This is a genomic window from Paenibacillus vietnamensis (genome assembly GCF_020169515.1).
In the GTDB taxonomy this organism is placed as follows: Bacteria; Bacillota; Bacilli; order Paenibacillales; family Paenibacillaceae; genus Pristimantibacillus; species Pristimantibacillus vietnamensis.
Genome location: NZ_JAHMHW010000005.1, coordinates 154814 through 177032, shown reverse-complemented (window position 1 = coordinate 177032; position 22219 = coordinate 154814). Strand labels below are relative to the sequence as shown.

General features: G+C 57.2%; 9 protein-coding genes. 2 read left to right on the top strand and 7 right to left on the bottom strand.

Annotated elements, in window-relative coordinates:
• Positions 1 to 60: 60 nt before the first annotated feature.
• From KP806_RS13180 to KP806_RS13165, 4 genes are all read right to left on the bottom strand, one after another.
• On the bottom strand, positions 61 to 7161 hold the full coding sequence (locus tag KP806_RS13180; RefSeq protein WP_224724153.1) for a GH32 C-terminal domain-containing protein: 7101 nt from the start codon (positions 7159 to 7161) through the stop codon (positions 61 to 63).
• Between the two features lie 92 nt (positions 7162 to 7253).
• A complete protein-coding gene (locus KP806_RS13175; RefSeq protein ID WP_397376399.1) occupies positions 7254 to 11210 on the bottom strand; it encodes a GH32 C-terminal domain-containing protein in 3957 nt (1318 codons plus the stop codon).
• 347 nt (positions 11211 to 11557) lie between these two features.
• Positions 11558 to 12562: a LacI family DNA-binding transcriptional regulator gene (locus KP806_RS13170; RefSeq protein WP_224724151.1), complete on the bottom strand. Its 1005-nt coding sequence runs from the start codon at positions 12560 to 12562 to the stop codon at positions 11558 to 11560.
• Positions 12563 to 13015: 453 nt separating this feature from the next.
• Complete coding sequence (locus tag KP806_RS13165; RefSeq protein WP_397376398.1) at positions 13016 to 13915, bottom strand: VanW family protein; 900 nt, start codon at positions 13913 to 13915, stop codon at positions 13016 to 13018.
• 218 nt (positions 13916 to 14133) lie between these two features.
• On the opposite strand from KP806_RS13165, the gene KP806_RS13160 reads away from it, so the two are divergent.
• Both KP806_RS13160 and KP806_RS13155 read left to right on the top strand, forming a co-directional pair.
• Positions 14134 to 15324 carry a hypothetical protein gene (locus KP806_RS13160; RefSeq protein ID WP_224724149.1) on the top strand — a complete coding sequence of 397 codons (1191 nt, stop codon included), beginning with the start codon at positions 14134 to 14136 and terminating at the stop codon, positions 15322 to 15324.
• Positions 15325 to 15457: 133 nt separating this feature from the next.
• Positions 15458 to 15931 (top strand): hypothetical protein, encoded by a 474-nt coding sequence (locus tag KP806_RS13155; protein ID WP_224724148.1) that lies wholly within the window; start codon positions 15458 to 15460, stop codon positions 15929 to 15931.
• Positions 15932 to 16060: 129 nt separating this feature from the next.
• Here the strand turns inward: KP806_RS13155 and KP806_RS13150 are convergent, their stop codons facing one another.
• The 3 genes from KP806_RS13150 to KP806_RS13140 form a co-directional block, all read right to left on the bottom strand.
• Positions 16061 to 17830, bottom strand: a complete 1770-nt coding sequence (locus tag KP806_RS13150) for a glycoside hydrolase family 2 protein (RefSeq protein WP_224724147.1) — start codon at positions 17828 to 17830, stop codon at positions 16061 to 16063.
• Positions 17827 to 19641: a glycoside hydrolase family 2 protein gene (locus tag KP806_RS13145; protein WP_224724146.1), complete on the bottom strand. Its 1815-nt coding sequence runs from the start codon at positions 19639 to 19641 to the stop codon at positions 17827 to 17829. The genes KP806_RS13150 and KP806_RS13145 overlap by 4 nt, the downstream gene beginning before the upstream one ends.
• A 110-nt stretch (positions 19642 to 19751) precedes the next feature.
• Positions 19752 to 22211 (bottom strand): family 43 glycosylhydrolase, encoded by a 2460-nt coding sequence (locus tag KP806_RS13140; RefSeq protein WP_224724145.1) that lies wholly within the window; start codon positions 22209 to 22211, stop codon positions 19752 to 19754.
• Positions 22212 to 22219 lie beyond the last annotated feature (8 nt).

Below are 22219 nucleotides of genomic sequence, written 5' to 3'. Positions count from 1 at the left end.
GAAAACCGGCGAACAAGCGTCTCGCTTGTTCACCGGTTTTGGCTAAGCATGTGCTTCGGTTTATTCGTTTATGAATCCGACGGACGTCAGATGACGCTTCAGCATGCTTGCCGCTTCCGCGCGGGACGCCGATCCGCGCGGATCCAGCAAGCCGCTGCTTCTTCCCAGCAGCAGCCCTCTGCCGAGCAGCTCCGACAGCGCCTCGCGCGCCCAGGAGCTTACCTCTTTGCCGTCCGCATAGGCGTCCAGCTTCTCCTTGTCGCTGCCCGTACCTTCCTGGCTGCCTTCTTCTGCAAAATGAAGCGCTCTGGCAATCATAACGGCCATTTCCTCGCGGCTGACGAGCTGTCGCGGCTTGAACGAGCCGTCCCCATAGCCCTGAACGAGCCCGAAGCCGGCGGCTGTACCAACCGCCTCCTCATACCAATCCTGGGCATGTACGTCGTTGAACGATTCGGGCTTGTCCGGGCCGGCGGTCAAGCCTAACCCGCGGACGAGCAATGCCGCGAATTCGGCTCTGGTCACGGCCGCATTCGGCAGGAACGCATCCTCCGAAGCTCCCCGGACAATCTGCTTTGAAGCGAGCTGCTCAATATCGTTGCTGGCCCAATGGCCGGGTAAATCCCTGAATGTTTTCTCCGCCTTCGCCAGCACGTAGAGGCTGTTGCCGTTGCGCTTCAGCACGGCTACTGTTTCGTCACCCTTCGCCTCGAACACGGCGGGCACGAAGCGATAGCTTCCCGTCGCCGGGTCGAACAACAGCGCGGTTGCTTTCGATGGATCCAGCCCTCCTGCGACCGTAATGGAACGGGTCACGTACCGGGAGCCGAAATCCGTCAACTCCTCCAGCTCTCCATCCGCGCCCAGAAGCAGCTTGAACTCGTAAGGCTTCGAAAGCAGCGATAATCCTGCTTGCTTGGCCGCTTCCTCCATTGCCTTGACTGTATCCTCCGCCGGCGACTCCAGGACGATATGCAGCCGGTCCGCGCCGTCTGCGGATTCGGCCTGAAGCAGCAGCTTGAGCGGCACGTCATAGGATACCGGGCCGTGGACGAGCGTCACGACAAGCTCCGGATGAGACTGCGCGGCTTCCTTCAGCGGTTCAATCGGCAGAGCGGCATCAATGCCGTCCTCCCCCAGCGCAGGCCATTCGATGACCAGACGTTTCGCTTCCGATGCCGCCGCCCCGGCAAGTCCCCTTACGATCAGCCCCTCCGCCAGCTGAGCTTTGGCGAAGCTTCTGCCGTCCGCAGCCTTCTCCGTCGTAACCTTGCCAACATCAATGGTTATCTTGCCGGGCTCCGTCTGCGGATGCTGGCCGCCCGCATTTCCGCCGCCTGCCGGCGGATTTTCGCCGCCGCCGGTCTCCGGCTGTATGGCTGCAGGTACGTTCACGTCGTCGACGTTCAAATGTCCCCAGCCGCCGATCCGCTGATCGACGATCTGAATGTAAAGCTTCTCGCCCTTATAGGCCGACGCATCCCATTTCACCCTGCGGTATTGCTCGCTGTCGTGCCCGGTGGCTTTCATCAGAACCTCGCCGTCCGAAGCTCTGACGAGAGCGACGTACAGCTTGTCGATATCCCTGCCGCCCGCGATCAGGAAATCGATCGCTCCGTCTCCGCCAAGAGTGAACGTCCCGGATTTCATCCTGCCGACCGCGTCGTCGCCGTAGTCCGGATGGAAGCCCCACAAATGATGGCGGCCCTCATCCTGACGGTCATAGGCTTGATTGAACGGTCCGCCCCAGCCCCAGTCATTGCGTGCCGTCACATGGGCATCCGTGAAGGCGTTGCCCTCTTCGACGATCCAGCCGGACAAATCGCCGCTCTCAAAATCATGGTTCGCCAGCCCGACGAGCTTCTCCGCAGCCGGGGCTGCAGCCGGCCAATAGGCCTCTGCCGTTTCGCCGTAAGCCGAATTCATCTCCCACACCTGCAGCTTCCCGATTTTCGCTTCGCCGCCACGGCTCCAAAGCTCCAGCCCCAGCGCATCCTGCTGCGTCGGGTAAACGCGGGAGGTGATGCTGTTTTTGCCGTCCGCATAAGCTTCGACCATCGACCGGTCCAAATAAATGCGAAGCTTCAGCTTGCCGTCATCCAAAGCCATTTCCCCGCCTTGGATCCCTTTGGCGATATCCGGGTCCAGGCTGGACCTGCTGCGGTCGATTTCCAGCCTTCCGTTTTCCTTGTCGTAGTAGATCAAAGTTTCCTCGCGGCCGTCGCCCGTCGAACGGACCTTGATGCCGAGCTCGTCCGCCTCCGCCAAATCCGCCTCCAGCAAAATCTCCAGCATATCGCCTCTGACCGGCTTTAGCTTTGAATTTGCCTGCGCGACGCTTGCATTCTCGGCGCTCGCCAGCACCTCGCCGCGAAGCGAATTCAGCTCCTCGATCGGTTCGATTCCGAGCGTGCCGTCATCGCGGAGCGAGAGCACGAGCGGCAAACCTGCATTATGCGCCCAGCCGGCGTCGTAATGCTGCTGCTCGGTGCGGCGGTCCTGCGCGATGCTGAACAGGATCGAACGGCCCTGTCCGTCCACCATGCCGCTCGGTCCCGTGAAATGCTCGCCGAAATCGAACAGGCGCGGCTCCTCGTGATCCGGAATAAAGCGGTTCGTCTCCTTATCCCATGTGCCGATCCAATGGAACACATATTTGACATTATGCTCGTTGTAGTGGTCGAACCACGGATTAATGAAGAAGGCGTATTTTTGCGTCCCATCCTCATCCTTGCCAACGGGCAGCAGCACCGGCAGCTCCCATACCTGTCCGGTTTCCGGACGATTCGCGTAATCCCCCGTGAAAAACGGATTTTCATACGTCCAGTGCACCATGTCCGGCGAAGAATAGAGAAGCGCCGTCCCCCCTACATTCTTGATGCCTGAGCCGACAAGCTGGTACCACATGTCCCCGTCCTTCCAGACGTACGGATCGCGGAATTGCCCGAACCACACTTCTCCTTCTTCCGCCGGAAGATTCGGCGCCTGCTTTGTGACGACCTCGTCCTCCATGATCCACTTCTTCAGATTGACGTCCCCGTCCTCCAGGAAGGTGCTTCTGGCAAGGCCCGTATTCTGGTTCGGCGCCGATTGATCGTTGCCGGCCGTGAAGAACAGCGCCGGATTGCCGTTATCGTCCACCACCGCATTGCCCGACCATACGCCGTCCGGCGTAACGGATCCGCCATCAGGCGCGAGCGCAACCGGCATATCCTTCCAGTGCACCATATCGTCGCTCACCGCGTGTCCCCAATGAATCTGGTGCCAGTATGGACCCTGCGGGTTGTGCTGATAGAAGAGATGATATTTCCCTTCAAAATACAACGGGCCGTGAGGCTCGTTCATCCAATGTCCCGGCGAAATAAAATGGTACTGCGGGCGGTAACGGTCGCCGTCATACACGCTTCGCTCGAAATCCAGCTCCGGCTCCGGCGCCTCGCCGTTCTCGAACACTCCCGCCGCCGCGCTGTAATTGGCCGCGATCTCTTCGGCGCTCAGCGCAGTGCTGCGCACCTTCACTTCATCGATCAAGCCGTTAAACATATTGGCCGTGAATACGCCGTTAATGACGGCGCCCGTATTGTTCTTCCCGATCAGAAAGCTGCCGTCCGACGGCGCGATGGCCGTTTTTCTGGAAGCCGTCTGCTCCCCCGCGAGCTCCCCGTTCAAATACAGCTTCAGCTTGCCGTCCGTCTTGCTGTAGGTTGCCGCAACATAAGACCATTTGAATTTCTCGAGCGGCTTATCCGCATCGGCCCAAACCTCCGCCCAGCCGCCGTTAATGCCGGCTTGCAAGGACCATTTGCCGTGGCGGCCCATGCCGAGAATATAGCCGGTCTTGCCGGCCTTGTCGTGCTGGTTCACGATCGCCGACAGCTGGCCCATATCGCCCCACTCATACGATCTTGGAGCCACCCACGCTTCGATCGTCAGCTCGTCGTCCGGCTTCGCGATCCGGTCCGCCGGCCTTTCGATCCAGGTGGAATAGCCGTCGAACAGCAGACCTTTGCCGGCAATGCCGTCCTTCCACAGCGGCTCCGTCGATGGCTTATATTTGGCCTCATTGAATACATAATGAATATCGTCCTCTACGCCTCTTGCCTCGTCCAGCGCGACTTTGCCTTCTCCTTCATTCAAGCTCCAGCTGCCGATGAGCCCTTTGCCTCTCACCTGGACGTCGTCGATATTGAGATGCCCTTCCGCGCTGGCGTCCGCAAGCTTAACGTACAGCTTCTCTCCCAAGTAACCGGTGGCATCCCATGCGACGCTCGTATAGGTTTCCGAGCCGCTGCCCGTCGCCTTCATAAGAACGGCATCGTCGGAGGCTCTGACCAAGGCCGCGTACAGCTTGCCTTCATCCTGGCCGCCGCCGATCAGAAACCGGATTTCTCCCGTTCCCGTCAACACGAAGGTTTCCGAAGCCAGCGTGCCGGTGCGCGCGTCCGCATCCGTGCCGTCCGCAGCCCCCGCAAGCCCCCATAGATGAAAATTCCCCGCATGACTGAAGGGGGCTTCCTCATCGCCGAAAGATGACCTGTCGGTAACGGCCCCCGCAAACGCATCGCCCTCCGCCGTCCATCCGGTCAAATCGCCGGTTTCAAAGCCCGGATTGGCGAGCTCTCTCGGTACCACAGGCTCCGTATTGAAGACGGAGAAATCGTCGACGTTAATATGGCCGAAGCCGCCTGTATGGTAATCGACGACCCGGATAGACAGGCTCTCGCCCAAATACTCGGAAGCGTCCCATTCCACCCGGCGGTAGCCTTCACCCATCGTGGGTGCGGCCCCGGTCGCCTTGAACAAAATTTCGCCGTCCGCCTCGCGCACGAGCGCAACATACAGCTTGTTCAAGTCCTCGCCCCCGCCGACGCGGAAGCTTATTTTGCCGTTACCGCCCAAGCGGAAAACCGAGGATCTCAGCTCGCCGGTCCGGCGGTCGGAGAAGTCCGGATTGGCCGCGCCCGCAAAGCCCCATGCATGATAGATGCCTTGATGGTTAAAAGGCGTGCTCCCCCAGTAGGTCGCCACATCCGATACCGGCGCGGCAAATGCGGTGCCGATCGTCGACCAGCCCGTCAGGTCGCCGGTTTCGAAGCCCGGATTGACGATCGACTCCGGTTCATTCAGCACCCTGAAATCGTCGACGCTAATATGGCCCCAGCCGCCGGTGTGGTTGTCGACGACCTTCATATACACGGTTTCGCCCAGGTAGTCCTCCGCATTCATGTGCACCCGCCTCAGCGTGCCGTCGTCCTTCCATTCGTTATTGGCAATCTTCATCAGCTCCGTATCGTCTTCGGCTCTCACGAGCGCAACGTACAGCTTCTCGATATCATTGCCGCCCCCGATCAGGAAGCTGATATCGCCGGAGCCTCCGAGCACGAACGGCGCGGAGCTTAAGGTGCCGGTCGGCACGTCGCCGGTTTTAGCGCCCCATACATGATAAACGCCCTGCTTGTTGAAGCAGCAGCCCCAGCCCCAATCCGTGTCCGTCACCACATTCTCGTTCGTGAACGCTTCGCCTTCCGCCGTCCAGCCGGTCAAATCGCCGCTCTCGAAATCCGGATTCGGAATGTCGTGCGGCGACAGCGGTTTATCTGTACTTTTCCCGATTTCCGCCGCTTGAAGCGGATAGACATTCAGGGATACGAGGTCCGCCGCTCCGCCCTCGGCGAACAGCTCCAGCTTGTTCGATCCTTCCTCCGGGAACAGCAGGTCTGTAAAGACGGCGCTTCCGTCGTCCGCGAACAGCTCGACCGACGTTTTGTCGACGAGCAGATGCAGCTTGAGCGTGCCGCCGGCCGTATATTCCGCTTCATGCCGCGCTTCGCCGAACTTCGCGTTGAAGCCTATGTTGCCCGACCGGGTCCGGTCGACGAACAGCTTGCCTTCCGCGGCATCGTAGCCGACGGCCGTCTTCCGGCTGCCGCCGGCATGAACGTTGAACCCGAAGCTTGACGCCGTGGCCGTATCGGCCGCAAACTCGGCAACGATCTCGTACGCTTCGCCTGCAAGCGGCAGCTCAACCGTTCCTTCGGCTTTCGGAATGGCGCCAAGCTCCAGCGGCTGCTGACGAAGCCGGTTCAGCTCCTCAACCGGCGCCTGCTTCAGCCGGATGCCTCCATCGTCTTCGGCGGTAAGCGTAAGCTCACGCGGCACCGTCATCGCCCCCCGCCAGCCCGCCGAAGGAATCGACTGCGCATAAAGCCAGTTGTTCATCCATCCGAGCCAGATCCGGCGGTTCTCGGTGTCGCTGAAGGTCATGCCCGCGTAGAAATCGGCGCCGAAATCCGTCCAAAGCACCTTTTCCGGCGCGTTCAGGTTCGTGAATTTCGATCCGTCAAAGTCGCCTATGAAATACTGCATACCCGATCCGAAAGCCGGCGCGCCTTCGCCAAGGCTGACGGACATCACCCATTTGACGTTGTCCGGATCGCCGTCCACCGCGAGCGGGAACAGATCCGGCGTTTCCCATACGCCGTTATGCGAGCCCTGGCCCGCCCCAAAGTCGCTTTCATGCGTCCAGGCTTTCAAATCCGGCGAAGAATAGATGCCGACATGATCGCCGGCCGTAACCACCATCACCCATCGGTTCGTCTGCTCGTGCCAAATGACCTTCGGATCCCGGAACACCGAAAGCCCGGCCGGCTGCGGAATGACCGGATTTCCGTCATAAACGGTCCACGACCTGCCGCTGTCGTTGCTGTAGGCCAGACTCTGTACCTGACCGTTCGCGTATTCCTGCGTGAACATCGCCACCATCGGCGGCTGCCCGTTCGCCCCGAAGCCGGATGTATTGTTCCAGTCCACGACCACACTGCCGGAGAACATATGCCCGAGCTCGTCGGGATAAAGCGCAATCGGCAGCTCCTCCCAATTCACAAGATCCCGGCTGACCGCATGCCCCCAAAACATTTCGCCCCACGTATCGCCGCTGGGCTTGTACTGATAGAAAATATGATATTCCCCGTTGTAATACACAAGTCCGTTCGGATCGTTCAGCCAGTTCCTCTCAGGCGTATAGTGGAACAGCGGCCTGAGACGCTCCTCCTCCGGCTGCCCTGTCTCCGCGGCCGAGGCCGTCCGCAGGGGAATGGCCTGATAGCACAGAGAGAATAGAAGAATGAAGGCCATTGCCCATTTAAATGCTTTGCTCTGCATGCTTGCGGTAACCCCCCAAAATTGTTAATCGTTTACGTAATCGGCCGGCCCTGAACGGGCCAGCCTCCGAAGCTTACAAAGCCTTAGTCCACTCAGCCCGCCGCAGCCTGAACATTCACATCGTCCACGTTCAGATGGCCGAAGGCGCCCGTCGACTGATCGACGATTTTGATGTAGCAGCTCTCGCCGACGTAATGCTCCGCGTTCCAATTTACCCGGGTATAGGCTTCGTCGTCCGAGCCCGTCGCCTTCATCAGCTCGGTGCCGTCCGACGCCCGGACCAAAGCAACGTACAGGTTCGCGGAGTCGCTGCCGCCGCCGATCAGAAAATCGACCGCTCCGCTTCCGCCAAGCACGAAGTCCAACGAACGGATGACACCCGTCTGGCTATCTCCCCCGTCCTTAAAGCCCCAAAGGTGATAGGAGCCGTTTTGGCCAAACGGGCCTCCCCAGCCCCAGCCGGTATCGGCCGTGACATCGGCGGCACTGAAAGCATTGCCGCTCACGACCGTCCAGTCCGCCAAATTCCCGGTCTCGAAATCGTGGTTCGCGATTCCCGTTACCTGCGCCTGCACCGGCACGTTCATATCGTCCACGTTCAAGTGACCGAAACTGCCCGCCGACTGATCGACGATTTGGATATAGCACTCCGCACCGACGTAGGCCGAAGCGTCCCAGTTCACCCTCGTATAAGCTTCGTTGTTAGACCCGGTCGCCTTCATAAGCACAGCATCGTTGGACGCCCTGACCAGCGCCACGTACAATCCGTTCAAGTTATTTCCTCCACCAATCAGGAAATCGATCGATCCGCTGCCGCCCAGAATAAAGCTGTCGCTCCTCAGCTCCCCGGTCTGCGAGTCGCCGCCGTCTTTAAAGCCCCACAGGTGCTTGGAGCCGCTTTGGCCAAACGGGCCTCCCCAGCCCCAGCCCGTGTCGGCGGTCACATCGGCAGCGCTGAATGCATTGCCGCTCACGACCGTCCAGCCTGTCAAATCGCCGCTTTCGAAATCATGGTTTTTCAGCGTTCCCGTCACGCTTGAGCCGGTCTGAACCGGAACTATAAAATCGTCGACATTTAGATGTCCCCAAGCGTCGGTTCTGTCATCCACAACCTTGATATACATCTCCGTTCCGATATACGCCGTAGCATCCCAGCTCCGTTGCGTGTACGCCTCCGTCGCGCCCTTGCTGTTCTGCCAATCCCAGTAGGTGCCCGGCCCGCTCGTCCGGTACAGCTCCTTGCCGTCGGATGCGCGGACGAACGACACGTACAGCTTGTCAATGTCGGAGCCGCCGCCGACCTTCAGGCTGATCTGGCCGTTCCCGCCGAGCCTGAACGTATCCGACTTCATCGCTCCCGTGGCGGCGTCGCCTCCGCTCAAATGCCCCCACAGATGATAGGTGCCCGTCTGGTTAAACGGCTGCGTCCCCCAGAAGGTCGTTTGATTCGTAACTGCGGTATTCGAGAATGCCGTCCCGCTTTCCACCGTCCAGCCGCTCAGATCGCCCTCCTCGAAGCCGCCGTTAAAGAGGTTGACGGATGGCGGCGGGTTTACGACCGTTACGGTTCTTGCCGCCAGCTTCGCGCCGTCTCTCGTTGTGGCTGTAATGACGGCCGTACCCGGCGCTTTGCCCGTTACCCTGCCGTTCACGACCGTCGCGACGGAAGGCTGGCTTGACGTCCAGACGACGCTTTTGTTCGTCGCGTTCGCCGGTGCAACGACTGCCTGCAGCGTTTTTTGGCCGCCTGCGGAAACCTGAAGCGCCGACGGAGAAATCGACACTCCCGTTACCGGCACGTGCTCGTAAGCCGAGTTCATGCGCCAAACCTTCAGCTTTTTGACTGTGATCGTGTTGGTATCCGCATTGCCCCACAGCTGAAGCCCCTGGGCGTCGCTCCGCGTCGAATAGGCTCTGGTCGTGACCGATTTCAGTCCGTTCAAATAGGCTTCAATCATCGACTTGTCAAGGAAGATACGCATCTTCACGTTTTCGCTGCCGATATCGACGGTGCCGTACTGAAAACCCTTGTTCTCGCCGGCAACCGTTTTGGTACGGTCGACGCCGAATTCCTTGTTGCTGTTCTTATAGAAGAGTGTCGTCTCTTCCTCGCCGTTCGGCGATTTCCGCACCTTCATGCCCACGTTGTCCGCCGAACCCCGGTCGAGCTCAAGCTCGATCTCCAGCGTGTCGCCGGTGATGGAGGACAGCGCCGCATTGGCATCGGAGAAGCTTGTATCGGTCGTAATGTTAAGCAGCTGATCTCCTCTGAGGCTTTGCAGCTCGGCAATCGGATTGATGCCCAGCCTGCCGTCTGAGCGCAATTGAAGCTCCACCGGCAGGCCCGCATTATGCGCCCAGCCGAGATCGGAATCCTGCTGCGACGTCCTCTGGCCCTGTGCGATCGTGAACATGATATTCCGTCCCGTAACCGGATCCGTAAAGGCGCTCGGTCCCGTGAAATGAAAATCTCCGAAGTCCATCAGCTGCGGAGCATCGTTGTCCGGCGAGAACGTCGCCGTCGAAGCGTTCCAGGTGCCGATCCAGTAATACACCTCCACGTCCGCACCGGTCCCAACGGGACTTACGGCGAACAAATGCTTGCCGCCGCCGAGCGGAAGCAAAATCGGGAGCTCCCATACGGGACCGAGGAACGGGTAGGCCGTCATGTCCGCTTGGTATAACGGTCCGCGGTACGTCCAGTTCATGAGCTTCGGATCCGTCGTCGAATAGACGGCAGCCGTTCCGCCTTGTCCCGAGATGCCTGTCCCATTCAGCAAAAACCAGGTCGAGCCGTCCTTGAAGACGTAAGGGTCGCGGAACTCTCCCGGAATGCCCTGGCCGGATTGCTGGGTAATCGCCAGCTTCGATTCCTTCACCCAGCGCTTCAAGTCATTGTCGCCGTCGGTTTGGACCGTGCTTCTCGCAACGCCGACATTCTGATTGCTGTTCATATAAGGCCTGGAATCGTTGCCTGCCGTGAAGAACAGCGTCGGGTTGCCGAAGTCGTCGATGACGGCGCTGCCCGTCCAATCCCCGTCGGGATCGACCTGGAACAGCCCGGGCGCGATTGCCGGCGGAAGGTCGCGCCAGTGCACCATGTCGTCGCTGACCCAATGCCCCCAGTGCATGTTGTGCCAGTACGGGCCTTGGGGGTTATTTTGATAGAACAGATGGTATTGTCCGTTGTAATAGAGCGGGGCATGCGGCTCGTTCATCCAATGGCCCGGCGCAACGGCATGATAGATCGGCCGGTGCTTGTCGCCGTCATAGACGCTCCGGTCGAAGCTCAGGTTCGGTGTCGGCAAATTGCCGCCCAGCGCCGACAAACGGCTGTCATAGGCGGTTTGCGCCTCCGATGCCGTAAAAGCGCCGTTGTACACGTTCACCTCGTCGATCAAGCCGTTGAACATATTAAGCGGAAAAACGGCAAGCGGCGTGCTCTGATTATTTTTGCCGATCAGCAGGTCGTTCGAAGAATGGGCGATCGTGGAGTTGGCGGGAATCGCGCTCTCCGCAACCTGCTTGCCGTTCAAATACAGCTTCATCGTGCCTGCGGTACCGTCGACCGTCGCTGCGAGATGCGACCATTCGTTTTTGGGCAGCGGCTCATAGCACCATACCTCATACCAGTTTCCCCCGGTGCCGATCTGGAAGGACCATGTGCCGTGTCTGAAGACGCCTAGTATAAAACCCTCCTTGGCGCCCTTGTCGTGCTGGTTGACCACCGCTGACAAAATGCCCCCGTCGCCCCACTCATACGCGCGCGGCGCTACCCAGGCTTCCACCGTCATTGCGCTGGAAGGCGTCGAGATCGGGTCATGCGTCACCCAGTTCGAGTAGCCGTCGAACAGCAGCGCCTTGCCCGCGATTCCGTCCTCCCTCCAGACCGGATCGCTTGACGGCTTGTAAACGGCATTGTTGAACACATAGTTCACGGGATCGTTCACCGCGCTGATCTCTTCCTTCGTCACGTTCCCGCTTCCTTCATTCAGCTTCCATTCGGCGATCTTCGTCACCGCGGCTGCCGCTATTTCCGGGAAAATCATCTGTGGAGCCGCCAAAGTCATCATTAGCGCTAGTAAACCAAGCTTCCTCAACCTGTTCCTTCTTTTCATGCATACGCCTCCCGATTTGGTCTGCTTTTTTTCGTCGCAGCGGCCGCGGCTGGTTGCATGCTTCCTAAGTTGTAAGCGTTAACATTATGTAACGCACGAATCGCGATCCGGCTTAGACCGGCGGCAACGTTCCGAATGCTTGCTCCTGCTTACTTAACTGCTTCCTGCACTGCTTCCTGCTTGTCCGTTCGCGGCTTAATCGGGTAGTTGAATAAAACATCACCTCCAATTCTGATAATCGTTTACGCAAACGTTTACGTAACAGCTAAAAAGAATAGTCAGATCGACTGTCTGACTATCAATTTGGCATTTAAACGATGCTCCTGTACGGGCGCATCCGCATTATCGATCCGGTCCAGCATCACCTCGGCCGCCTTCACGCCAAGCTCGAACGCCGGCTGCTCGATAACCGTAAGCGGCGGCGACGTGATGCGGGTCCACTGGAACTCGTCATAGGCGACAACCGCGACTTGCCCGGGCACATGGATTTGCTTCTCCTGCAAATAGAACATGACGCCCATCGCCATGACGTTGTCCGATACGAAAATAGCCGTAGGCTCGTGCACCATCAGCGTCTCTGCCAGCTTGTAACCGCTGTTCAGCGAAACCTCACCCATGCTGATCAGCTCCGACGCCGCTTCCAGTCCAGCCTCAGAAAGCGCTTCGAGATAGCCGGCGAACCTTTCCTCCGTCGTTGTCAGCGTATTCGGCCCGGAAATATAAGCAATCCGCTTATGCCCTTTGCCGATCAGTGTTTGCACGGCTTCCTTGGAAACCGTTTTGTTGTCGACGACTACGCAGTCACGCTCGCTGTCGCTTGGCACCCTGTCCAGATAGACGACCGGATAGTCGCCGAACAATCGCTCATAATCGAGCCCTCTGCTTGAAGGCGCCATTATAAGGCCGTCGATCATCTGGGAGCCGAGCATCCGGATTTCGTCCGTTTCGTACTCCTCCTCTTCATGCGAATCGCTTAGCACGAGATGGTAACGGTGCTGCTTCAGCACGCTCTGGATTCCCGCCGCAACCGACATAAAAAAGTAATTCGACGTTTCCGAGGCCAGAATCGGAGCCAGAAACGCGATGACATGCGATTTTCGGCTTCTTAACGAACGGGCGACGGAATTGATCCGGTAATTCAAATCATCCATCGCCTGATGCACCTTCCGCTTCGTTTCCTCGGAGACGAACCGGGTGCCGTTAATGACGTGCGACACGGTAGCCGTCGATACATTGGCGTGCTTCGCCACGTCTTTGATGCTTATATTTTTGCTATCGCTCATAATCTCACACCTATGTTTGACATTCTATCGTTCCTTGCATAAACGTAAACGTTTACATAACTTTACTTTATGTGAAACCCCAAGGTTTGTCAATCGGATTTTTCAGCCGTCCCGCTGCATCCTCTTCCATCTCCCATCTGTTTCATAACTGGATTTCATATCCTTAATTTCGTAACTGAACCGCATTCGGGCAACATATCTGTATTCTTCGTAGTTATTCCGACCCTAACGCGCCGATTTGGATATTTCCGTCGATTTAAATACGTAGTATCCCGTTATTTACTCCAGGATAAGACCATGCGAAAAATTAGCTGTAATAAATCCAATTACTCCTCCCAACTCTCTCAGCTGAAAAACGGCCGCGAAGTTGGCAACTCTCACAAAGCCTCCCTCAGTAAAAAAGCCGGCCCGGCAGCCCAGCGGAGCTGCCAAACCGGCCGCATCTAACAAAACTTACGGCTCCCTGCCGTTCACGTTCATATCCAGCCTGATTTCCTCCGGAAGCTTCTTCGAGGCGCTCGGCACCTCGCGCTTCTTCACCTCCAGCAGCTCGGAGGAGCAAAGCACGATGCTGACCTGTCCGTTGCCCGCATAAGCGCGGATCAAGATCGGCTGGTTGTAGTTGTTCTTGAACACAAAATCCGGACCATACCAGCTTACCGTCGCGTCACGGCCCGGCGGAACGTAAGGAACGTTGCGGCTGTGGGAGTACCGTTCGACAATTTTGAGTCCGGCCCGGTCTGCAGCGTTGAACAGGGTCGATGAAATTTGGCAAATGCCGCCGCCTACATCCTCATAAACTTCGCCCCGCACGATGACGGGAGCCCGCAAATACCCCTTATCCTTCGTCCGTTTCCCGACCACCTCGTTAAATGAAAACTTTTCGCCCGGAAACACGACATGGTTATTGATGGCTTTGGCGGCCAAGGCGATATTATAAGAACGGTTTTTGTTGCGGTTATTGTAATAGGTCACGTACTGACCGATCCGCTTGACCTTGATCGCAGACAAAATTTCGCTGTCCACCTTCGGGTAGGTCGTAATCAGCGGAACCTCCAGCTTCTGTACCGTCCCTTCGAAAACAAAGCCATAAAGCTGCCGTTTCAGACTCATCCGATCCAGCCTGCTGCCTGTCGTCTCCGGAACGATTCTGCCCGCTCCGTCCAGCTTCGCGTTAACCGGCTTGCGCTCGGTTTTTTTGTCCACGCTGTCCATCAGCTTGTTCAGCTTATCATCGTCCACGAGCGGAACTCCCGGAAGAGGATGGATATAATCCTTGTTCCTGAATTCAGCGATTGGCTGCCCTTCCCGTTCGATGACCAGCGTATCCGGACGCTCCGCGGGCTGCATCATTAATAGTATGGCTAATAGCCAGTTCCATCCCAATGTAACGTCAGCTCCTCATCCAAAAGTAACCGACTTAGTATGGTTCAAAAAAGGTACGGACATACACATGCACCGGAAGGCCTGAAGGCTGATTTTGACAAATCCCGCCAACCGCTCAACGTAATAAATTCTTATATTTTAAAAAATACTGGAGAGAGCGAATTTTTCAGGCGGAGGGATCGGAAATGAGACAAACGGCGGTAAAATGGGCTGCATTTGTAACCGCAGCGATGCTATTCAGCATACTTTTTCTGGCTGGGCCGTCTGCGGCTGCAGAAAGCAAAAAAACAGATCAAACCAGCATTACAATGACCGTGCGTACAAGCAAAAAAGCGGATTTCGCCAGCGAGCTGACCTTTACCAGCAACGAGCTTGCGAAGGCCTTAGGCAAAGCGAAGACGGAGCAAGCGCCTTCCGCGGACCTGCTGCGGGACATCGAGCTGACGGTCGCACAGGCTGGTGCCAATAAGGGAACTGAAGGCGATCCCTTCGATGGTGGAACTTACTACCGGCTTGAAACAAATGGGAGTTTATGGAGCGCGGCAAACGGCGGGGAGCGTATTGTCATGCCCGAGCATGCAGCGGCTCTTTTGCTGCGGTGCGCCGGCGCATTGAGAAACCAGCATTACGGAAAGCTGATCGCTTGGGATGAAGCCGAGCGGATTTTGCCGAGGAAAAGCATTTTTTCGGTGACGGATATCGAGAGCGGGCTGACGTTCCGGGTACAGAGACGCGCGGGAAGCGATCATGCCGACGTACAGCCGTTGACGAAGGAAGATACGAAGGTCATGAAGCAGATTTACGCGGACAAATGGAGCTGGAACCGGAAAGCCGTACTCGTTCACGCCGGCGAGGAATGGATCGCGGCTTCGATGAACGGCATGCCGCACGGCGGCGACGGAATACCGGATAACGGCTTTTCCGGCCATTCCTGCATTCATTTTTATTTGAGCAGCACGCACAAATCGGACCGTCCCGATCTTGCCCATCAGCTCATGGTTCATAAGGCAGCCGGGGATTTGGACGCCTATTTCGACGGTTTATCGCCTTCTTCGCTTGCCAAAACGTTTATTGCCGCCATGAACCACAAGGAAGCCGAGCTCCTGTGGCATTTGGGCAAGGGGCTGGAGGAGGAGCGTTTGTCCGCTATCGAGGCGGAAATGGATTCGCTGGACTCGATCCGCGAGGAAGTGTCTTCCAAGTCCAAAAGCAAAGGGCGATCAGCGGATAATTTGTACGGGGACCGCTTAACCGCAGAAGTCGTGCTGTCCGTCTCCTTCGAGAAAAAAGGTCAATCCCCGCAAAACGGAAAATACCGTTTTTCCTTCCAAAGACAATCGCCCCAGTCGCCTTGGCGCATCTCGGGCGTAGAATAGACCGGGCAATTCTCCCGGCCTCCAGACCGCATAAGCACTGGGGGCCAATGCCTTGCAGGTCAAGTGTACAGGTCATCTCTCCTCTTTGCGAATACAATAAGTTGTATTCCAAAACAGGAAGGAGATTATCACTTTGAAGCGTAATAGTATGGGCAATGCAGGCGGCATGGGTATGGGCAACGTCGGTGCCATGGGTATGGGTAACGTTAGCCCCATGGGTACGGGCAATGTCGCCCCTATGGGTATGGGCAACGTTAGCCCCATGGGCATGGGCAATGTCGGCCCTATGGGTATGGGCAACGTAAGCCCTATGGGTATGGGCAATGTTGGCGGCATGAATAAAGGGCAAGTAGCCGGCCTAAGCGACGCAGACTTTTGTCCGGATTGTCCGACTCAGACGGTCTATGATCCTCCGATTACGGTATACGAAGACTACTACCATCCTCAGCTTGTGAATGTCATTCAAAATATTGAAACGGTGAAGCAGCATCATTGCTGCCCTGTCTATAAACACCTTTATACACACACGGAGAAAAATGTGATGGTCTCGAGCGCGAAACGCAGGAAGTCCGCTAAAGTCTCTTCCAAAAAACGTTCGAAAAAATAACCGCTTTGCGTAATACAATGACCCGTAAGAACGGAGGCTTCACGATTGAAGCTGTCATCTTACGGGTCATTAGTTTGATTCAAAAATATGGCTGCATATCCAATGAGCCTGCTTATCAGCCAGTGTTTGCTACAAAGGCGATCTCAAATTGATTTCCTTTATTTTCGTGAGGTCGACCTTCGGCTTCCGTGTCTCCGTCAGCAGGCCGTTGACCTCCTGCTGGACGTCGGAGAGCTGCGTATAGCAGTATCCGCAGACGTAGTCGGTATCCTTGATCGCATTCGTGATGCTTCGGAACCGCTCCAAAAATTCCTCCTCCGTCTTCACTTGGTTGCCGTAACCCCAGCCCTTATCGGTCGTAAAAGCGATGCCGCCGTATTCGCTGATCAGAATCGGCTGTCCCTTGTAGGCGTAGCCATTCGCGAATGCGAACTTAAAACCGTTATGGCTGATTTCGTTATTCAGAATCGCATCCTTTTTGCTGTAACGCGCCAGGAAACGTTCGCCCGATTCCTCGTAGTCGTGCAGCGTGATGATATCCGAAACGGTATGCTCCCAGCCGTCATTGACGATGACAGGACGGGTCGGGTCCACCGATTTCGTAAGATGGTAGATGCCCTCCGTGAACTGCTGCTGCTTGCGATCCGTCAAAATATTCATGACGCCCCACGATTCGTTAAACGGCACCCATGTTACGATACACGGATGGTTGTAATGCTGCTCCACAATGTCAAGCCATTCCTTCGCGAACCTGCTGACGGCTTCGGCGTTGAACTCGTAAGCTGCCGCCATCTCGGACCAGACCAGCAATCCCTTACGGTCGCACCAGTATAGGAAGCGGGGATCCTCCAGCTTCTGATGCTTGCGCACGCCGTTAAAGCCCATCTCAAGCGTCCGGTCGATATCGAGAAGGAGTGCTTCCTCCGAAGGCGGCGTCAGATGCGACTCCGCCCAATAGCCCTGGTCCAGCAGCAGCCGCTGCTCGATCGGCACGTTGTTCAACAGGACGCGCCCTTTTTCAATCGATATTTTGCGCATGCCGAAATAGGAGAAGACGCGGTCCACGACCTCGCCGTCCTTCCGCAGCTCGAATTCAACGTCGTACAGGTCGGGATGATTAGGATGCCATAGCTTGATGAACCATTCGCTGATACCAAGGTTTGCCAAGTTGATGTCCAGTGCAAGGCTCCCGCGGTCCGCCGCGATCGACACCTCCTTGACGGGGCGGCCGCCGAAAGAAACCTTTGTCGTTAGCGTAAGGCCGCTTCCTTCAGCCGCACCAAGCACCTTGTATTCGAAGCGGATCGTATAGTTGTCGATATCCGGCGTCATGCGCACTCTATCCAGCCGCTCAGCAGAAGCGTATTCAAGCCACACGGATTGCCAGATGCCTGTACTCTGGACATACCAGCAGCCGAAGCTGTCCCTGATCCACCGCTGCTTGCCTCTCGGCTGTACCGGGCTTTCGCTATCCTCAGCTTCCACGCTGAGCAGATTTGGTCCGCCGGCCTTCAGAAACCGCGTAATATCAAAAGAAAAAGCCGAATAACCGCCTTCATGAGTGCCGACATAGCTGCCGTTGACCCACACGCTGGCGCGGTAATCGACGGCCTGAAAACGCAGAATCGTCCGTTTATTCTGCTGCTCCCCGGGAACGGCAAACTCCCGTTCGTACCACACGCGGGAATGGAACGATTCCTCGCCGATGCCGCTCGCTTTCGACTCGTACGTGAACGGCACGCGAATCATCATCGGCGCTTCCAAACCGTTGTACCAGCCCGCTACTTCGCCTAGGCCTTCATCGTCGAACCGGAACCGCCATTCACCGTTCAAGTCGGTCCATTCTTTTCTGACGAATTGCGGCCTCGGATAATTCGGAATATAAACATGACTGGTCATCTCGCCGCCTCCATCGCTTGATGTTGTCCGGCTTTACTTGCTCCCTCAGCTTCCAGGCTCGGCGTCTTGCCTTCGTTGATCGCCCGTATGACCTCGAGCGGCAGCTTCGGCTTGCGGTCAAATGTCAGCAGTCCGTTAATTTCCTGCTCCACATCCGTCAGCTGGGTGTAGCAATATCCTTGCACGGCCTTCGACTCCAGAAGAGGCTGCACTACGTCCAGGATCCTGCGCAGAAAATCCGCTTCGTCGGCTGCAGCCGAGTAACCCCAGCCGGGCGCACCGCCCTTGCGGAACGAAATACCTCCGAACTCCGACACGTGAAGCGGCTCGCCGTTGTATGAATAACCGGGTACATAAATCCAGCGGTTCTGCGCGATGCTGTCCACCGCAGACTGTGCCGTTTCGTACCTGCTCTTCAGCACCTCGCGCCGCCATTCGTAATCGTGAATGGTCGCCAGATCCGACTTCGTATGCTCCCAGCCGTCGTTGGACAAGACGAGCCGCGTGCCGTCCAGCGATTTGGTCAAATAATACATCGCCAGCGTATGCTCCTGCTGACGCTTGTCGATCAGCATGTTCGGCACGCCCCAGCTTTCGTTGATCGGCAGCCAGACGACGATACAGGGATGGTTGTAGTCTCGCTTCACCGCCTCCTGCCATTCCTGTGTAATCCGGCGGACATACGTTTCGGAGAACTGATATGCGTTCGCCATCTCCCCCCAGACCAGCAGGCCGAGCTTATCGCACCAATACAAGTATCTCGGATCCTCAATTTTCTGATGCTTGCGCGCTCCATTGAAGCCCATCATCTTCATCAGCTCCACGTCACGGCGAAGCTCATCGTCCGAGCCGGCTGTCAGCAGCCCCCCGGGAAAATATCCCTGATCAAGGACCAGCTTCATGTAATACGGCCGGTTGTTCAGGCATACCTTCCCATCTTCAATTGAGATTTTGCGCATGCCGAAATAGCTTTCCACTTCGTCCAATACCACCCCGCCATCCAGCAGGTGAAACGTCACGTCGTACAAATTCGGCTTCTCCGGCGTCCACCAGCGGCCAAGGCCATGGTCGTTGAAATCATGGAGCCTGATGGCCCGCGCCTCCTCCTCGCCGCCAAGCTCGAACAAATCCTCGGAAACCCGCTCGCCTTGGAACTTGATCAGCATACGCAGCTTCAGTCCAGGCTTCCAGCCTTCCGTAAACACGCGAATGCCAATTTCGTTCCGGTCGATGTCCGGCGTCATCATGACGCGCTCCAGGTAGCTGTCCGATACGGCCTCCAGCCATACCGTCTGCCAGATGCCCGTCGTCCGGGTGTAGAATACCATCTCGGACTGTTCCTTCCAGTATTGCTTGCCGCGCGGAAGCGTGACGTCCTTGCTGTAATCGCGCACCTTGACGACAATTTCGTTCGCACCGTCCGAAGCCGCGGTCGTAATATCCGCTGTGAAAGGGGTATGACCTCCTTCGTGCGCTGCGACGAGGTGTCCGTTCACCCATACCCAGGCAGCATAATCAACTGCGCCGAAGTGAAGAAGCAGCCGCTTACCCTTGTAGTCATCCGGTAACTGAAAGGTTTTACGGTACCAGACCAAATCGTGAAACTCTTTTTCCCCGATGCCGCTGAGCTCGCTCTGGTAGCAGAACGGCACCTGGATCGTTCTTTCGAAGCGGATGCCCGTATGCCAGCCTCCGCGCATTCCCGCATCCTCATCGTCGAACCTGAACTCCCAGCTGCCGTTCAGATTAAGCCAATTCCCCCGCACGAACTGCGGACGGGGATAATCGTTTCGTGTTGTCGTATTCGTCATGATCTCTTCTCCTAACCGATCTTACGATCGATGGTCTATATCTATCTGTCTATCTGTACCTATCTGTATCTAACCGTCCAGTTCTCAATCCTTGTCCCGCACAGTCATTGTTACTTTCCGATCGCTTCTACGTTCAGCTCGCCGAAAGCGATATCCTTGGCATAGACGGATCGGAGACCTGTCTTTCCTTGAAGAAACGCGTCCGGATCGTCATACGCCAGTGCCGCAGATTTTCCTCCGCCAACGTATACCCGAATGGAACCGCCTTCTGCCTCCACCCTGAGCTTCGTGGACTGCCCGCTTGACAGCTCAACCTTTGCCGCCGCGATCAGCTCCGAATCGTAGTTATGCTTGTAGAGCAGCAGCTTGTTTGCCGACACTGCAACGAAATACCCCATGAGTGAATCCTTCACCTGATCGGGAAAGTCGGATTCGTTCGAAGCCCGGATGAGGATGCCCGCCTCGCCCGTCGGATCTTCGCCCGCCGTGACGGTCGTTTCGACCGCATAGTCCGCCCAAAGCTTACTGCCGCCGTACAGCTTGACGTCGCCGTCTTCCGCCCCGGCGTATACTCCGCCGTTCAGCTGCCAGACGCCGTGGATCTCATCCGCTCCGGCATCGGACAGCACATCCTCCAATCGGCCGGACGCCGCTTCGGTCCGCGAGAACGTCAGCTTCTTGAGACCGAGTTTGCTGCCGGCAAGCTTCACAGCGATCGTATGGATTCCTTTCTCCAGCACGACGGTTCCTGCGCGCACCTTGGCCCACTCCGACGCTTCAGCGTACCGGTCTGCGTCAATGCCGAACTTGCCGGCCTTCCTGTCGTCGACGAGCAGCTCGACGGAGCGTTCGCCTCCTGCCGTGTCCACCGTCGGCTCGAACGAATATGTGCCTGTCTCCGAGACGTTGACGATATAACGGAGCCAATCACCTTTCCCTGTCAGCTCGACGGCAAAGGAACCGTCGTCTGCCTGCCTAATCGCCGTACCATCCCGCTGCCTCAGCTCCGGCGCCGCCGCACGTTCCTTCACCTCAAAGCCCCGGTTCTCTCCCTTCAGGTAATGAACGGCTTGAATGGTGCCCGGCACGGTTTTGGCCGCTTCAAAATCGCTGCTGCCATCCGCATGGTTCACGAAAGCGGTATAGGAATAGACGGGCGAAGCCGCTTGCTGCCAATAGCCAATTTTCCCTGCCCCTGCTCCGGCACCTTCAATTTCCACTTTCAGCAGCCCATCGACGTTAACGCGCAGCATCTTCTCGCCATTCTCTACGCGAATCGAGTGAAGCTTCGTATAATCCGTATCGTCCGGCAAATTGGCTTCTCCTATTATCCGGCGCTCCCCGCCTGAAACAAAGGCAACTGTCAGCCGCCCTTCGGACGGATTCAGCTCCGCAAGCCCGTAATTCGATTCGTCGGTATAACTGAAGACGGCGCCCACGCGGGTATCCGCAGCGGCTTCCTCTGTCAGCCGGAAATTATATTCCGCCGTGAACGGTTCCGATGCGGCCTCATCGCCGATAAAAAAACCGTCGCCGGCGGCGGCAAAGCCCGTTTTGGCGCCATTGACGCCGCCGCTCAGGCGGGCCTCGAAATCCGGCCTGGCGGGAACGGGCTGATCGTCCTTCGACGGGCCCAATACGTCCATGATATCCCCGTTAAATACCAATCGGTCGATATTCATGCGGCGCACCGGCGGACCTTCCGCGGATCGTCCGACCAGATTGTGATAGACGATGTAATGGGAGTCGAGGTTCGGTCCCATTACCGTCGAGCTGTGGCCAAGTCCGTAAAAATCCGGATCGGTGCTGATGACGATTGGATTGTTTGCGGGCACCATGTATGGCCCCGTAGGCGAATCCTTGGCGACCGCATATTGAATCCGATACCCCTTGCTGAACACATGATTGCCCGTGAACGTCATGTAGTACGTGCCGTTCCGTTTGATAATCATGGAGCCTTCCGTCCAATGCCCTAGAAAAACGCCTGGAATCACGCCGCCGTACCCGAATGCCGACGGCCCGTCCATCGGCACGCCGACGATCCCTTCGGTGCCCGCATGCGTAAACGTCCAGGAACCGTCGTCGTCGATGAATACAGAACCGTCGATGCTCATGCCAAGATTGTCCGTGATCCGCTCGAACGGTCCCGTCGGCGACTCGGAACGGAAGACATAATGCCCCCGGCCTGCAGGGGATGTATATAAATAAAAAGTACCGTTCCAATAGACGACCTCCGGTGCGTAGGCCCCTGTTGAGACGGGGTCTTCCGTCACGAGCCCCGCGTAACGCCAGTTCACGAGATCGTCCGATTCCCAGGCTTTGATGCCGACGCGGTGATCCTTCGTGCTCACGTACAAGTAATACTTCCCGTCATGCCGCAGGACAAACGGATCTCCATTGCCGTAATCCTCCCATTCTTCCTCCAGCTTGGGAAAAGGGTTCCTGTAAGTCGTTTGATAATCGCTCATCTGAATCGCCTCCGGTTTCTGGACCGCCTCGCAGCCCGTAATCGCCAGCGCCGCCGCCAGCACTGTCAGCAGTGCGCGCTGCCGCATCGATTGCCGCGCCATTTCGTCCG

Bases quoted from the DNA above. Each gene is read 5' to 3' on its own strand.
- KP806_RS13180 (WP_224724153.1), bottom strand. From the start codon at position 7,161: ATGCAGAGCAAAGCATTTAAATGGGCAATGGCCTTCATTCTTCTATTC.
- KP806_RS13175 (WP_397376399.1), bottom strand. From the start codon at position 11,210: ATGATTTTCCCGGAAATAGCGGCAGCCGCGGTGACGAAGATCGCCGAA.
- KP806_RS13170 (WP_224724151.1), bottom strand. From the start codon at position 12,562: ATGAGCGATAGCAAAAATATAAGCATCAAAGACGTGGCGAAGCACGCC.
- KP806_RS13165 (WP_397376398.1), bottom strand. From the start codon at position 13,915: ATGATGCAGCCCGCGGAGCGTCCGGATACGCTGGTCATCGAACGGGAA.
- KP806_RS13160 (WP_224724149.1), top strand. From the start codon at position 14,134: ATGAGACAAACGGCGGTAAAATGGGCTGCATTTGTAACCGCAGCGATG.
- KP806_RS13150 (WP_224724147.1), bottom strand. From the start codon at position 17,830: ATGACCAGTCATGTTTATATTCCGAATTATCCGAGGCCGCAATTCGTC.
- KP806_RS13145 (WP_224724146.1), bottom strand. From the start codon at position 19,641: ATGACGAATACGACAACACGAAACGATTATCCCCGTCCGCAGTTCGTG.
- KP806_RS13140 (WP_224724145.1), bottom strand. From the start codon at position 22,211: ATGGCGCGGCAATCGATGCGGCAGCGCGCACTGCTGACAGTGCTGGCG.